Below are 16,381 nucleotides of genomic sequence, written 5' to 3' on the forward strand. Positions count from 1 at the left end.
TAAAAAACGACCACGCAGATATGCGTGGCTTTTTTAGATTCTGCAGGTCAGAACGTTTTGCTTGTTTTACTTGTTCCGCTGACGGTACAATGGCCGTAATATCATGAAGAAATTTACGTTGTGGGAGGAACAAGATGAATAACTTAAATCCTACAAAGTCGATGTATGATGCTTTGGCAGACGCGGCCCACCGCGCTTTGCAACGCACGTTTGATCAAGTGCCTGACGGGCAAAGCTTACTGCAAATGACGGCTGAGGCTAAGCTAGCGGATGTTGAAAATAATGGATGGAATTGTTCAGTCATTCAACCGGCTGAACTAAAAGCTTTCGCCATGGGCGTGATCAAGGGGCTAGAAGATTTAGCAGCGACGTGGCACGTTGAGTCACACCCAACCTTTATTACAGCGAAGAAGGAAGTCACAGAAGCGATAATTAATCTGAATGATGCTCGGCCTGATTCAGTTAATAAACTGGGTGCCGATTTAACTAACTTGCGTAACTTGATTCGTCATTTGAAAGTTGAACTTAATGAAAATCATCCGGAGATGCTGCGCCGCATTGCCGCCGACTTCTTAACGGCCTACGAACCAGCGCGACAAGACCCTAGTTTGGCAAACGTGTACGATGCTTTAGAGGCTGGTTTCCAAAATAGTGAGACGACTGGAGCCGAACTGCAACAGTTGCTAACGACTTTTCCTGGTTCGTTAACGGCGTTTCAAGAAAGTAGCAATGACTTTATGAACGAGGTTATTGCTAGCATTCATGCGCAGGTTGCGCACTTTGGCTTGGATACGTTACCAGAGCTAGTGACGTTCTTCCAAGAAGTTCACTTGGAGTTGGCGGTTGCAACCTATCCAGCTGAATATATTGCGATTAGTCAATTACTTGAAAAATGGAACCAGTATTAACTGACGAAATTATGAAAAAGACAGATTTGACTAAGGTGCGGAGTTACGTGACGGAATTGTACCGTAGTGTGAAATCTGCCCAAATCGCGGGGGTGCCCTTATCAGTTGGGGCGAATGAAACGCTTAATATTTGCGAGAATAAACTAACGGCGACCGATGCTGATCGTGATGACTACCGTGACGTGATGGACTTGTTACGTGGTGTCCGCTTCGAGGGTTAAGCCACACAAAATACAGCAAAAATCTCAACTATCAGACTTGCGAAAAACGCCCAGTCTGAAAGTTGAGATTTTTTAGTTTGCAAGAGATTTTTTGTCCCAAATTTGACATGTTTTAGCATAGTTTTAACGTGATTCAGGCCGAAAAGCTTACTTTTAATATGTTTTTAGCGCAATTTTTGACCGTTTGAAAAAAGAACGGTACCTGACGCGTAAAATATCAACAGATAAAGTTAAGAATCGGGAGGACTATCATGAATTGGGTACCACAATTATTAGCTGTGGCTAGCAAATATGATGGTGACATTATGAATGCTGAAGTTGCTTCGTTAGGGAAACAACTTTGGGATACGTATTCCGAAAGCGGTCCATACGTGATTGATGGGGAACACCGATATTCCAGTGTCGCTGCAATGGCAAAAGATTTACATGTAAGTGTCCATCGTATTCGCAAGGTGATTGAGGAGACAAATTTGACGAAGGCATATGGACCTGATCAAGTGCGTTTTGACTATCATACGTTGCGATATGATTCGGCGGATAACAAATAATCGGCGCAAGACTTTTTTCAAGCGAGATTTATATTTAGGTCTTAAAATATGTAAAGTTATTTTTGAATTTGTGTTAATTCTGGCACTTTTCAGAAAGATATGATTTTTTATCGGATAGTTGTGTTATACCAAACCTGATTTTCAGACTGCAAAAGGTTGATTGTAGTGATTTGTTCCAGAAGTAGATTTCAGAAATAAATCACTATAATCAACAGTTTGGAAATTGGCGTTGATATAGATATTTTTCAGGATACAAGAGAGGGAAAGCTTAGTATGAAAAATAACAAGATTTTGAGCGAAGCAGATTACATCGCCAAAGAGCACTACAAGATGTATAAGGCCGGCAAGAAGTGGATGGTTGCAGGAATTACTGCTGTATCTATTTTGGGTGCCGTTGCAATGGCTGAAGGCACAGCCTCTGCTGACCAAGTTGCAAATACGACGTCAGGAACTGATCCAGCCGTCGTTAAGGTTGATGAAGCAGCTGCAACGTCACAATCGGCAACGACGGTGACGTTGTCAGCGTCTGCATCAGTTTCTTCAGCTGCATCTGAAGTACCAGCTGTGACTGAGGTTAGTGCATCATCTGAAGTGGTTTCTTCAGTAGTTGCCAGCGAAGCAGTTAGTTCATCATCAGATGTCGAGAGTTCTGTAGCCCCAGCAAGCGTTTCCGCTTCAGTTGAGGCTTCTTCAAGTGTCTCTGCATCAGTTACGCCGATTGCCAGCGTTTCAGCATCAGTAGAGAGTTCTACGGTTGTTGAAAGTTCATCAGTAGTTGAAAGTGTTGCATCATCTGTTGCGCCTGTTGTGAATGGCCACGATTCAGTTGCGATGTCATCAATGATGTCTTCTGCTGAGTCTGCTAAGGCAGCTGGTTCAATTGTTGCAATGCGTGCGGTGTTAGCGGACGTGCCAACTTCTTCCTTGAAGACGGCAGGTACGATTGCGACGCTTTCAGATGCCGATAACAAAATTGGTGGATATGCAAAGGTTACTGAAAACGCAAAGTCAACAGCGAACGATCCACATTATCTATCAGTTACTGAAGGTAATATTCAGTCGTACTTTTCAGCAAACGGAACGGCGGTTAAGTCAGCGGTTTTGACTGCTTCTGATGCGAAAAAAATCGCATCTAGTCTTAGTTCTGTGGCCGATGTAAAAATGTCAGGCGTATCATCTAGCCAAGCAAGTATGTTGAAGTCAGAAGCAAGTTATTACTCGTCATTAGCAGCGACTGGGGGCAATCGTGTTTATTACACTCTGACAAACGGTGCAACGCAACAGGGTGCCGTAGCCTTTAACAAAAAAGTTGACATGACTAAGCAATGGACAATCAACTTTGATTTGAATATGACGACTATTTCAACGCCTGGAGATTTTATTGGCTTGGTGTTGATGGATACAGATCCAAATAAGTTGGGTACGTCAACAATTAAGGACGATAAAGGAGCTGTTCAAACGGGTAGCAAAACGCCTGGAGGAGCGTTAGGGGTTAATGGTAATGCCAATGCATTCTTATGGGGAATCGATACTTGGAAGAATAATGAATCAGGATTTGGTGATCTTACTCAGGCAACTGCCAATGATTGGATGATTGGATTCCGTCACACCAATGGAAATGGCTCTTTGGTTGCAGCCACTACCGCGGACCAACGAATCATCAATGCTTCGAGTGCCGTAGCCTCTTTGGCAGGTACACAATGGAGCACGGGTGATGCTAAGGGACAATTCTCATATGTTGCGGGAACAACTACGACTGGATTTATTATTAGGGATACTATTGCTTCCAATGCACAAAGTGATGTAACACCACAAATTGTTATGGGATTCACAGCAAAGTTCACACCAAATGGTGATGGAACAGGAACACTGACGGTGTATGACTCACAGGGACGAGTGGTAAGTTCAGGAACGGTCGGAACAGTTAACGTTATGACGATGGCACTTGGATTTAAGGCTGCAACGGGTGGAAACTACAGCCAAATGGGTGTGACAATCACCCAACCAGATACGTCCTCTGATGATAATTCTAATGCGTTTAACTTGACGGTTGGAACGCGAACTGTCCCGGTTGATTACAAGACACCATCAGACTCAGATATTAGCGAGTTGGCAGATGGCACTATTTTGGCTAACCTTGGAGATGTGATTACAATTAACCCAGAAGCTAGCGAAACAACTTCTGAAGAAATCAACGCATTTGATAAGACGAATGATATCAAGACAGGGACGCCAACTATTCCAGGTTACAAGCTATTAAGTGTTAATGATCAGTCTGGTGATGATATTAGTGGTAAGACGATTACAATCACCGATGCCACCAAAGTATCATTAACGTATGCAAAGCAAGTGCAAGATACATTCAATTTTGTAGATGCACAAGGCAATACGGTGCCTGTTGATGGCCAAGATACGTACGTAGCTGGTAACGAAACAGATGGCTCATCATATGATTCATTGACATATGCTGATGCGCAAAAGGCCGGAGTAACTGGTGTTGCGACAATTGCAACACTTTTGACATCATTGTCTAGTCGTGGTTTCTCAGCGTTTGCGATTTATGATGCTAAGGGTAATAAAGTCGACTTTTCTTCATTGAAGTTTGGTGGTTCTGACGCAGTGTATAAGGTTGTATTGACACCTGATACGCAATCAACGACAATCCACTATATCGACGCCAACGGTAAGGAAATCTCAAAGGTTGTGAACGCTACTGCTAAGGTCGGTTCAACTTTGACACCAGCACTAGTTAAGTCAGGATATGTTTACAACAGTACTACGACTAAGGCTAACGCTAAGAATGCTGGATTGGCTGTAGATTCAGCTGCAAATTATGTTGTAACTAAGGGTGTTTCTGACGTTTATTACACGTATAACTCATATGGTGTTGTACTTAATGTGCAAAAGGCTGGCGGTAAGACAGTTAATATGATGGGGGATGGCAAGGCTATTCCGGTTGCATCAACACAATCATCAATTGCTGACTTATTAAGCTTGGGATCAGCAACCTCATTCACAGCAGCTGAAAAGTTGTTGAAGCAATATGGTTTGGTGCCGGCTGGATATACGTTGTCTGGTGCTCAAATTAACGGTAAGGCTGTGGATATGGCCGCTAGCTTTGATTTGGCTAACTTCTTGGTAGATGGTACCTCATACGTGACGGACACGGCTGATGGTACTGCCGACTCAGTAGCAACGCTATTGCTGTTGTTGACACCTTCGAAGCAATCAGCAACGGTAACGGCTGTAGATTCAGAAGGTAAGTCTCTGGGACAAGAAATTGGTGTGATTACTGGCGATACTGATAGTTCGTTTACTGATGCAGCGGCTAGTTTGAAGTACCCTGAAATTGCAGGATATACCCGTGTTGTTACACCATTAACTGATGCTAACGGTGCAACGAGCTTTGATGAGACCAACAATGCTTTGGATGCGGATGACGCTTCACAACAAACAATCAAGGTTATTTATGTTCTGAACCCAGCACAAGCAGGTGCTGACAAGAATGTAAACGTAACTGCGGATGTAACTGATGCCCAGGCCGCATTCGACAAGGCAGTTAACGCTACTGATGCAACACCATCAAGCATTGCGGATGCCGCTAAGGCGTTTGACAAGGCTGTGCAAGAAGCTGTAACTAGTAGACAAAAGGCAGTGGACGCGGCAGAAACTGTACCAGGCATACCTGCTGGTTTGACAGACAATAAGACAGTCTCAGATGCGTTTGCCGCTATTAAGACAGCGACTGATGCAGCGGCTGATGGTACTGGTACAACGGCAGCAATTAATAACGCCGTTGCTAACTATGGTGATGTCTTGAATAAGGCAACTGCTGCTGACCAAACGACTGTTGCGGGCATGAGCGTTGCTAAGGATGCTGATGTGTCAGCAGCAGACACGGCTTTGGCTAGCGTACAGACGAAGGTAGCTGGTTTGTTACAGGACAAGACGGCGACACCTGATCAAGTTGCGGCCGCAGTTGTTGAGTTGACCAACGCCAAGAACGACTACGATGCTAAGGTTATCGCTGCCGTTAAGAAGAACGACGTTACTGACGCCGTATCTGCTTTGGCAACCCCGGGTTCAGCAATCGAGACAGCTGTTAGCGGTTTGAACGATGCTTTGACGTCTGGTGATATGACGAAGATTGCATCAGCTGAGACAGCACTACAAAATGCCGTTTCAGACGCAGCAAAGCAAGCTAACGTTGATGCAGATAACGCGCAAAAGATTGTTGCTAACATGCCTTCAGCAAACGATGCCGATGTAACTGCCAAGTCAGGTGCATTGGATCAAGCGCAAACAGAATTGAAGAACTTGTTGGCAGCTGATCCGGCTGCAACAACTGACGCTATTGCAACCGCAGTCGCAAAGGTTAAGTCAGCGCAAAAGGACTACACGGATGCCGTTGTGGCAGCTGTGACGAAGAACGATTTGACGCCAGATGTTAACGCGTTGGCAAAGTCTGACACGACGGTTGCAACAGCAGTTTCAAATTTGAATGATGCCATGGCATCAGGTGATATGACGAAGATTGCGGATGCTGAGACGAAGTTGAACACGGCAGTTAAGAATGCTGCAACAACTGCTAACGGCGACGCTGACTCAGAGCAAACGCAAATCGCTGATATGACGGCGGCAAAGGATGCCACGGTAAAGGCTAAGAACAGTGCCTTGGATACTGCTCAAGCAGATTTGAAGACGGTCTTGGCTGACAAGACGGCTACAACTGATGATATTGCTAAGGCTGTTAATGCAGTGAACACAGCAAAGTCAGAGTTGGATAATGCTGTTAAGGATGCTATGTCAACAGCTGTTAACTCAGATGCTGTTAATGCGGTGGCTAAGAACAACACGGCTGTGAAGGATGCGCAAGATGCGTTTAACCAATTGCCTGATACAGCCTCATTGGCTGATATCAAGGCAAAGAGTGATGCGCTAAAGGACGCGTTGACGACAGTTGGTGATGCTACGAACACGACTGTTGACACGGATCAAGCAGCCGTTGCCAAAACGACCGTTGCTAAGAACGCTGATGTGGCTAACGCCGGTTCAAAGTTGGATGCTGCACAAAAGAATTTGACGACAATCATGGCTGACACACAATCAACGCCAGAAGATGTTGCCAAGGCTATTCAAGCGGTTGAAGATGCGAAGAAGTCGCTTGACACGGCCGTGAAGTCAGCCGTTAAGAACGATACTGACACGGCAGCCTCATTGATCGATGCTGATTCAGTTAAGAACGCCAAGAGTGATCTTGATGGGTTGTTGGCTGATGGATCAACAGCTTCAATCGCGGATATTGCAGCAGCTGAGAAGAAGTTGACGGATGCCATGAAGGACGTTGCGAAGGATGCAGCTACTAAGGCAACTGACACGACAACATCAAATGTTTCTGACGATGCCAGTGTTAAGGCAGCCGCTAACGTCATTAACAACTTGCCAGCTAACGCAACGCCGCAAGATATTGCGAATGCTTTGTCTGACTTGAACACGGCTGTTTCTAACGCACAAACGGCATTGCAAAATGCGAAGGATGCTGAGAAGGCAGCCTTGGACAAGACTGTGACGTCGCCTTATGACCAAGAAACAACTGTGAAGAATGCGAAGGACGCAATTACCAAGGCGTTGTCTGCCGAAGATACGACTACGACGGCTACGCAATTGAAGAACTTGCAACAAGCATTGGAGCAAGCGGTTGCACAAGCTAAGGCAGATCGTGATGTTGCAAATGCAGCAGCAACGACGGCTGAAAATGTGCCAGATTCTGTTAAGTCTGTCGAAGCTGTTAAGAATGCTTTGGCTGCCTTGGATAAGGCTGTTGCGGACGCTGCTAATAATGAAGGCACGACAGCCGCAATTACCAAGGCTGTTAATGACTTGAAGTCTGCTGAAAAGACAGCTCAAGGGGCTGTTGCTGACAAGATTACTGCGGGTGCGCAAGCAATCGCAGACATTCCTGCCAACATTAAGGATGACAAGGGTGTTCAAGATAAGTCAGCTGCTTTGAACACGTTGTTGACTAACGGTACGGCAACAGCTGATGACATTACTAAGGCAATCAATGATTTGACTTCAGCTGAGGCTACTGCCAAGCAAGCATTGGCAGATGAGCGTACTAACGCAACAAACGCGCAAACGGCAGCAACTAAGGACACGACGGTTGATGCTATTTATACCGCTTCAAAGCAAGCGGTTGCGGATGGTACAGCAACGGACGCACAAAAGGCATTGGTTAAGGCTTATGACAAGGTGACTGATTTGTTGGCAGACGCAAATGATGCTACGACAACGAAGACAGATTTGACGTCTGCTGAAGCCTCATTGCAAAGTGCAGTTGATGCTTATAACGATGAACGTGCCAAGGTTATTGAGACTGGAAATAATTTGGAATCAGCTTCTAAGGCTGATACATTTGCGGTTCATAATGAACAAGCTGTTAAGGATGCACAAGACGAGTTGCAAACTTTGTTGACGCAAGCAAAGGACAATCCAACAAATCCAACAACTGCCGATCTTAACAATGCGATTACGAACTTGCAAAACGTGATTAATGACGCGCAAGCAGCCCGTGACACGGCGGTTAAGAATGCCAATGCTGTTTCAATTCCAGCTAACCTGGCTGACCAAGCAAAGGATAAGACCTCTGCTTTGGGACAGGCGGTTGATAACTTAGCCACGGCGTTGAAGTCAGGTACCACGCAACAAATTATTGACGCAACGAATGCCTTGACTGGTGCGGATGGTGCCTTGGCAAAGGCTACAGAAGCTGTTAAGAATGCTAAGGGTGATTACGCTGGTAAGGCAGTAACGGACTTAGTACCAGTCAACTTGAGCGATAACGCTGCTTTGAATACGGCTGCACAAAACTTGCTTGATGCTGCTAACAGTGATTACGCAACAGCTGATGATTTGAAGAATGCTAAGTCAGCTTATGAAAATGCGAAGACGGCTGCTGAAACTGCTTTGAGCACGTCAACAGCGGACGCTAAGACAGCACAAACGAGCATTGCCAAGAACTTGGCTTCTGATACAGATGTCATGGCTGCAAACGACAAGTTGCAAAAGTTGTTGGATGCGCCTGAGACGTCAACTAAGACAGCCATCGATGCAGATGTTAAGGCGTTGCAGAATGCTGAGACGGCAGCTGAAGCAACGTTGGCAGCTGCAAAGGATTCTGCAGCTAAGAACATGCCAGATACGAAGCCAGTTTCAAAGGAAACGCAAGTTATTAATGCGAAGACGGCTTTGGAGAATGCCATTAAGGATGGCTCAACGGCGTCAACGGCAGATATTAAGAACTTGCAAGATGCATTGACGAATGCCATTGCATCCGCTGAAAAGGCACGTGATGCTGCAATGGATACGGCGTCAGATGCTTTGGGATCAGTAACGCCAGATGTTTCTGATCGTCCGGAAATTAGTGCTGCTATGACGGAATTGAACACTGCCATTGCGGCAGCTAACGGCGACACTGGCACGACAGCAGATGTTGCGTCGGCCTCAGCTAAGTTGGCCTCATTGGTGGCCTCAGCTAAGCAATCTTTGGCTGATGTGCAAGATTCAGCTAAGAATGCTTTGGCTAAGGTTCCTGTAAACGTTCAAGACGATACGAAGGTGCAACAAGCAGAAGCGGCTTTGCAAAAGGCTTTGGGTACGGACTCAACGTCAACGGCAACAGATATTGCCAACGCGCAAGCGGCATTGGCTGAGGCAGTCGCTAAGGCACAAGATGCTCTCGCAACGTCAACGTCAAACGCTTCAGTTGCAATTAAGTCAATTCCGGTTGCAGTTGCAACTGAGAAGGCTGTGACAGATGCACAATCTGCCTTGGATACGTTGTTGAAGAGTCCTGAAACATCAACTAAGACGCAAATCGATGCGGCAAAGTCAGCATTGGATTCAGCTGTTGCGGTTGCTGAAAAGAACCGTCAACAAGCCATCGATTTAGCTAACGCCGCAGCTGCAGCAACGGCACCATATGGTATGGAAGCTGCTGGAGCTGGCACGATTGCTGATGCGGCCAAGGCTTTGACTGATTTGACCAAGACCGATGCTACGGCAGAACAAATTGCTGATGCTACAAACGCCTTAACGAAGGCAGTAGCCGATGCCTCAGCTGTTCGTGCCAAGTCAGTTAATGACGCCGCACAAATGGTTGTACCAGTTAACTTGAGTGATCAAGCGGCTGATGAGACGTCAGATGTAGCTGCTAAGAAGGCTGCCTTGCAAGATGCCTTGGATAAGGCTGCTAACAATGCTGGTACGTCTGCAGATATCGACGCTGCTAAGACAGCGTTGGCGACAGCGATTGCGGATGCTAAGACTAAGTTGCAAGAGAATAAGGACAAAGCAAATGCTACGACGGCGCCAACGAACATGACCGACAATGACGTGGTTAACGATGCGTTGACAGCGTTGAAGAAGGTTGCGACTGATCCAAATGCAACGCAAACAGCTTTGAACAAGGCGCAAGAGGCTTACACGAATGCAGTTACTGATGAGCAAGATAAGTTGCAAACAGCTAAGAACGCGGCCAAGTCTGTAGAAGCGCCAAAAAACATGACCGACAACACGGTTGTGGCTGGTAAGTTGGCCGACTTGAAGAAGGTTGCTGAAGATGGTGATGCGACGGCTACTGAATTGGCAAACGCGCAACAAGCTTACGATGATGCCGTTAAGGCTGAACAAGGCAAGTTGCAAGATGCCAAGAATGCAGCTGCTGATGTGACGGTGCCAAAGAATGTTTCAGACAACAAGACTGTTACTGATTTATTGACGGCTTTGCACGACACGGCTGCTGATGGGAATGCAACGGCAAGCGCATTGACGGCTGCACAAAAGGCATACGATGATGCAGTAACAGAGGCCCAATCAGCCTTGGCAACTAAGAAGTCAACGGCTGATAAAACAACGATTGACACGAACATTTCTGATGATAAAGCCACACAAGATGCCCTCGCTAACTTGAAGAAGATTGCTGAAGATAAGAATGCTACGGCGTCGGATTTGCAAAAGGCACAAGATGCATACGATAAGGCAGTGACTGATGCACAAGGTGTGTTGAACGATGGTAAGGAAACTGCGCAAAAGTCAATTAATAGCTTGGATATTCCAGAGGCTGAGGGTATTAGAGCAGATCCGTCTGTTGCAGAAGCTGAGGCAGATTTGAAGGCTAAGCTGAAGGATGATAACGCAACAGCTACTGACATTGCGAATGCACAAAACAAGCTAGATCAAGCCGTTAAGGTGGCTAACAAGGCAATTGACGATGCGAAGAAGGCATTGGCAGCAACACCTGTAGACACGAAGACTGTTAAGAACGAATCTTCAGTTGCGGCTGCACAAAAAGCTTTGGACGATTTGATGGCAAGCCAATACACGTCTTTGGCACAATTGAACGCAGCGCAAGAGACGTTGCAAAACGCGGTTGATGCAGCGAAGGCAAAGCGTGCCGTTGCTAATAACGGCGCTAACGATGCCATTGCGAATGTGCCAGCCAATGTTGCGGGTGATGCAACTGTTAAGGCAGCGCAAGCGAACTTGCAAGCACTTGTTGATGCGGCGGCCAAGGATGGCCAAGTTGCTGATAAGAATGCGTTGACGGCTGATATCTTGAAGGCGACGACTGCTTTGCAATCAGCTGTTACGGCGGCTAACTCAACTTTGAGTGAGTCAACGGATGCCGCTAAGTCAGCTTTGAACAAGGTACCAACCAACGTGCAAGATGATGCGGATGTGCAAAAGCAAGAAGCGGCTTTGAACGATGTGTTGAGCAACCCTGATTCTTCTAAGGAAGAGATTGATAAGGCTAAGTCGGCTTTGGATACAGCTGTAACAGGCGCACAATCAAAGTTGGCTGACGCTAAGGATCAAGCTAAGCAAGAAGTTAAGACAGCTAACGATAACAAGGCTTGGCAAGATAATGTAGCGGTTGCGAACGCAACGGATGCTTTGCAAAACTTGATTGATTCAGAGACGGCTACTAAGACTGACATTGATAACGCCATTGCGTCATTGAAGTCAGCTGAGCAAGCGGCTGACAACAAGTTGGCCGATGTGACGGCAACTGCCAAGTCTGCCTTGGGTAAGACGGCACCAGTTTCTGGTGAAAAGGCCGTTGTAGACGCTGCTAAGGACTTGCAGACGTTGCTTGATTCAGGTACAGCAACGGCAACGCAAATCGCGGATGCTACGAAGAAGTTGACGGATACAGTGTCAGCTGAGACGACAACGCGTGGCAAGGCTGTGAATGATGCCGCTAGCGATGTTGTGCCTGCAAATGTACAAGATGTTAAGACGGTTCAAGATTTGCAAGATAAGTTGCAAGACGCCTTGGCTAATGCAGCAGATGATAAGGGCACGACGCAAGCCATTAAGGACGCGCAAAAGGCCCTTGACGATGCAGTTAAGCAAGCCCAATCAGACTTGGCTGATGTGAAGAACACGGCGATGTCTGATATGACGAATGTGCCAGTAAACTTGCTGGATGACAAGAGCGTGACGGATGCGAAGGCAGCCTTGAATGACGCGATTAATTCAGCAACGGCTACGGCGACTGACGTTAAGGTTGCACAACAGGTCCTTGATGACGCTGTTACGGCAGCCAAGTCAGCGCAAGAAGGTGCGGCGGCAACGGCTAACACGGCCGTAACTGGTGTACCAGCGTCTGTTAAGGATTCTGATGCAGTCAAGGATGCGATTGCTAAGGTACAAGGTTTGACTAAGGACTTGACGGCTGATACTGCGACAAAGTCTGCCATTGACCAAGCTAAGCAAGAATTGGCTGCCGCTGTCGCTGCACAACAAGGTGTTCGTTCTGATGTAGTTACGGCAGCTAAGTCAGCACTTGATGCAACGGCCCCTGTTTCAGGTGAAGTGGCTGATCAAATAGCGGTTTTGCAAAAGAAGCTTGGTGATAGTAGCGCCACTGCTTCAGATATTAAGCAAGCCATGAACGATTTGAACGATGCGGTTGCAACGGCTAAGCAAGAACGTCAAACGGCAGTGTCGAAGGCAACGGAGACGCAAGTACCAGCTGGTTTGTTGGATAACAAGGCAATCGCTGACTTGCAAGCTAAGATGCAACAGGCTTTGAAGGATGCGTCAAATGATCAAGGATCAACGGACGCTATCAACAAGGCCCAAGCTGCACTACAAACAGCGATTGATGATGCAACCACAAAGTTGCAAAACAACAAGAACGCGGTTGATGCGTCAGTTCCAACGCAATTGGCTGATGATAAGTCATTGAACGATGCGGCAGCTAAGTTGGCTGAGGTAGCCAAGGATGCGAATAGCACCCAAAGTGACTTGGATAAGGCGCAAAACGCCTACAACACAGCAAAGTCAAATGCTGAAACGGCATTGAAGAATGCCCAAGATTTGGCTAAGCAAGTTGTTGCAAACGTACCTGATAACATGAGTGATAGCCAAGCTGTCGCTGATGCAAAGAAGGCGTTGCAAGATAAGTTGGCTGATGGTTCAACGGCCACAGCTTCAGAAATCAAGGATGCGCAAACTGCCTTGACACAAGCTGAAAACAAGGCCCAACAAGCTTTGGATACGGCTAAGCAAGATGCAGCAGCTGACTTGGATGCTGTTAAGAAGTCGGGTAAGACGTTGCCTAAGGACGTGCAAAACGCAGCTGATAACTTGCAAAAGATTTTGGACAATCCAAAGTCAAGCAAGGCTGACGTTGAGAACGCTCAGAAGCAATTGGATGTGGTGAACACGCCAGTTACGAAGCCAGCAGTTGTTACGGCTGGTGAAGGTGATGATGTTGCTGATTTGGACATCCCATCAGTTGATGGTAAGACACCAGTGGTCTTTATCCACAACGCCGATGGCACGACAGAAAAGGTTTTGCCAAATGCGGTTAAGGGTGAAGATGGTGCTATCCACTACAAGTTGCCAAGCACGAAGGTGAAGGCCGGTGCAACACTTGAAGTTGTGCAAGTGCCAGTTGCTGAAGTGACATCACCAGTTGTAACGGGCGATACAGCAACGGTTAAGGTGACTGACAAGACGGGTTACACGCCAATTATTTCTTACGTGGATCCAAAGACTGGTGACGTTGTCTCAGTGAAGATGGATGATAAGGACACGCAAGGATTGACGGTGACTAAGAATGCCGATGGTACGTATACGGTAGCTGGTTTGCCAGCTGGTGTTGACGCAGTGGTTTCATTTGATCCAAATGCGGTTAACGCAGCAGCAGCGGTGACGTTGACAGATGCGGCTAAGCAAACGACGGCTGGTAATGCAGCTGCTCGTAAGTTGCCAACCATTGCTTCCGTTGTTGATAACTTGAAGAATGTTATTTCAACAGGTTATACAGGTGCTTCTGTGGTTGTGCCTGATGCAATCGAAGCTGGTTTGAAGGTCGATGGTTACCAATACGAAGTTGTCGGACCTGACAACAAGGTCTATGGTACGTTGGCTGAAGCAGTGGCCGCTAACCCAACATTTACGACGGATGATAACAACTTTGTGGTTGTGTACTCACCTGAGAATGATCAAAAGGTTGTTGTGAAGTCTAACTTGTCATCAAGCTTGATTGCTCAAACAAATGGGGCTTCTGACACGAACTGGACTGGCAAGACGAAGCTTGGTTCAGTGACGGATGCAAGTTTGAAGAAGGCTGGTTACTCATACACGGTTACGGGACCTGATGGTAAGACGTACGCAACATGGGCAGAGGCTTTGAAGGCAAATAAGTTCTTTGATAACAACGATGTTGCTGGTGGCAGTGCAACGTTCGACGAGCAAGCTGTGATTGCACAAGCGCTTGAAGTACGTGATGGTATTGCTACAATGGCGTCAGCGCTTGGTGAACAAGCACCGGGTCAAGATGCTGAAATCCAACAATTCGTGGTGAACTACACGAAGAACGCGGATGCAGTTGATCAAGACACGAAGGCTGCCCAAACGGATTTGAACAAGGTTTTGGCTAACAAGGATGCATCTGCTGAAGAAGTTGCCAAGGCGGTTTCTGATTACAACAAGGCTGTTGCAAGTGCACAAGCAGATCGTGACCAAGCGGTTAAGGATGCGAATAATGTCGCAACCTCACCAGTCAACGGTGAAACGGCTGTGAAGGATGCCCAAAGCAAGCTTGCTGATGTGTTGAAGAATGCTGAAGCTGGTAAGGCTTCGACACAAGACATTAAGGATGCGATGACAGCGTTGCAAAATGCCGTTAAGTCAGCCAAGTCAGATCGTGATGCCGCTGTATCAACTGCAAAGTCAGTTGATAAGGGCACAGTTGCTAATGAGTCATCAGTGAAGGATGCGCAATCAGCACTTGATAACATCATTGCCAAGGCTGCCAAGGGCGAAGCAACGACGGCAGATGTGCAAGCAGCTGCAAAGTCATTGCAAGAAGCCGTTACAAAGGCAACCGATGCACGCAACCAAGCTGTATCAACTGCAAAGTCAGTTGACAAGGGCACAGTCGCTAATGAGTCATCAGTGAAGGATGCACAATCAGCACTTGATAACATCATTGCAAAGGCTGCCAAGGGCGAAGCAACGACGGCAGATGTGCAAGCAGCTGCAAAGTCATTGCAAGAAGCCGTTACAAAGGCAACTGATGCGCGTGATAAGGCCATTAAGGCTGCACAGAAGTCAGGCCAAACTGCCGGTGCGAAGAATTTGTCAGACAATAATGCAGTGCAAAAGGCAAAGGACAAGTTGGCACAATTGATTAAGGACGCTGCTGCCGGTAAGGCAACGACGGCGGATATCGAGGCTGCTACGAAGTCGTTGAATGAAACGGTTGCTAAGGCACAAGCTGCATTGGCAACGGCTAAGAAGACGGCCAAGTCTGAAGCAACGGTTCCTGCATACTTGTCAGACAGCAAGTCATTGCAAGCGGCGGCTGATAAGCTAGCTGCATTGGCTGGTGATCCAAATGCAACGGCTACTGATTTGCAAAACGCTTTGACAGCCTACAACAAGGCCAAGGATGCTGCGCAAGCTGCATACGATGCCCAAGTTAAGGATGCCAAGACGGTTGTAAACACTGGTAAGATGACGCCAGCAAAGCAACACCTAAACGAGTTGCTTGCTAATGGTGCCACGGCTAGTGAAATTGCGGTTGCAATGATTGCCGTAGCGAACGAGAAGGATACTGCAATTGCGACCGCAGCTGCAGCGCCAGTCGTTTCTGCTGGTATCATTACAACAATGCACCCAACGTTGGTGGTTCGTGATAACACGGTGCCAACGGTGACTGCAGAAAATAAGTTGCCAGAGACAGGTGTTGATCAACAAGTTTGGTTGACGGTTGCTGGTACGATGGCTTTGTTGGGCTTGTTCTTAGTCGCTGCTAAGCGTCGTAAGAACGATGACAAAGAAGCTTAATCGATAAGAAGGTGTGGACTGCTGTAAGGTGGTTCACGCCTTTTTGTTATAAGTTGGGGATGTCCCAGAACTGAACGATTTTGAGAACATTCTGCCATAATCATAATTTCACAAGGTATAACAGGCCCGATATAGCTTGATTTTGGGGCGTTTTTAAATTTTTAAGTTAGCTGCTGTATGATAAATATATAAAGTAAGCAATCGGTGATAGGAGGACTGGAAAATGGCAGTATTCATGAGTGCAGTAAGTTTGTTAAGTGCAGTAGTTGCAGCTGCTGGGTACATCGCCCAGTTCCGAAACGAAGCCGAAGTTGCTGAAGTTGAATAGTTAATCACA

At 46.8% G+C, this 16,381-nt stretch carries 4 protein-coding genes; all 4 read left to right on the plus strand.

Features of this window, described 5'->3' with window-relative positions; all coding sequences use genetic code 11:
* Window positions 1-134: 134 nt before the first annotated feature.
* The 4 genes from ESE_RS0106455 to ESE_RS0106470 all read left to right on the plus strand — a co-directional run bounded on the left by ESE_RS0106455 (window position 135) and on the right by ESE_RS0106470 (window position 16,044).
* Window positions 135-908 carry a hypothetical protein gene (locus ESE_RS0106455; RefSeq protein WP_010373045.1) on the plus strand — a complete coding sequence of 258 codons (774 nt, stop codon included), beginning with the start codon at window positions 135-137 and terminating at the stop codon, window positions 906-908.
* Window positions 909-919: 11 nt separating this feature from the next.
* The gene (locus ESE_RS0106460) at window positions 920-1,129 is read left to right on the plus strand and encodes a hypothetical protein (RefSeq protein ID WP_137636360.1); all 210 of its coding nucleotides are present in this window, start codon (window positions 920-922) and stop codon (window positions 1,127-1,129) included.
* Between the two features lie 251 nt (window positions 1,130-1,380).
* Window positions 1,381-1,677 (plus strand): hypothetical protein, encoded by a 297-nt coding sequence (locus ESE_RS0106465; protein ID WP_010373051.1) that lies wholly within the window; start codon window positions 1,381-1,383, stop codon window positions 1,675-1,677.
* Between the two features lie 273 nt (window positions 1,678-1,950).
* On the plus strand, window positions 1,951-16,044 hold the full coding sequence (locus tag ESE_RS0106470) for a KxYKxGKxW signal peptide domain-containing protein (protein WP_010373053.1): 14,094 nt from the start codon (window positions 1,951-1,953) through the stop codon (window positions 16,042-16,044).
* The last annotated feature ends 337 nt before the right edge of the window (window positions 16,045-16,381 follow it).

Source organism: Weissella cibaria KACC 11862 (assembly GCF_000193635.1).
GTDB classification, from domain to species: Bacteria; Bacillota; Bacilli; order Lactobacillales; family Lactobacillaceae; genus Weissella; species Weissella cibaria.

Coding starts and splice junctions, on each gene's coding strand:
- ESE_RS0106455 (WP_010373045.1), top strand. CDS start 135: ATGAATAACTTAAATCCTACAAAGTCGATGTATGATGCTTTGGCAGAC.
- ESE_RS0106470 (WP_010373053.1), top strand. CDS start 1,951: ATGAAAAATAACAAGATTTTGAGCGAAGCAGATTACATCGCCAAAGAG.
- ESE_RS0106460 (WP_137636360.1), top strand. CDS start 920: ATGAAAAAGACAGATTTGACTAAGGTGCGGAGTTACGTGACGGAATTG.
- ESE_RS0106465 (WP_010373051.1), top strand. CDS start 1,381: ATGAATTGGGTACCACAATTATTAGCTGTGGCTAGCAAATATGATGGT.